The organism is Mesorhizobium sp. M8A.F.Ca.ET.161.01.1.1, from assembly GCF_004792105.1.
GTDB lineage: Bacteria > Pseudomonadota > Alphaproteobacteria > Rhizobiales > Rhizobiaceae > Mesorhizobium.
This window is the reverse complement of sequence record NZ_SRTD01000145.1, coordinates 1-382: the sequence shown is the minus strand read 5'-3', so window position 1 is coordinate 382 and position 382 is coordinate 1. Positions and strand designations below refer to the sequence as shown.

The 382-nt window shown below is 54.2% G+C and carries 1 protein-coding gene; it reads right to left on the bottom strand.

Annotated features, from left to right (window positions below):
• Nucleotides 1-80: 80 nt before the first annotated feature.
• Nucleotides 81-382, bottom strand: a 302-nt coding sequence (locus EN804_RS37530) for a hypothetical protein (protein WP_189602170.1), incomplete at its 5' end; no start/stop codon positions are given.

Here is a 382-nt window from a genome sequence, read left to right as displayed (position 1 = left end):
TCGATGTCGAGGGACATCGTTGTCCCGTCAAACTCTGATGTGGTGTCGGTCATGGTATCTCTCCTTGAGTTAGGAGAGTTTTAGATGAATTTGTCTGGATGATATGTATCTAAAAGTCCGAATTTCATGCCTATTTGTCCATATTTGTGCGGCGCACAACGCAGGCGCGTGCGCGGACGCAGGAATGTGTCCGGGGTCGTGCGCGTTTCTGCCCGCGGGAAATCTTTGCGGGCGGGCAACCTTTCAAACCGCCATCCGTTTAGCCGTCCATGACCGATGCTGACGCAAATTCGAAACGAGCCGATGGCACCGGCAAGAATGGTGCAGGGAAAGTACATGTCGAGAATGCAGCCGATGAGCCGCTGCCGCCGGAGGAAATCGG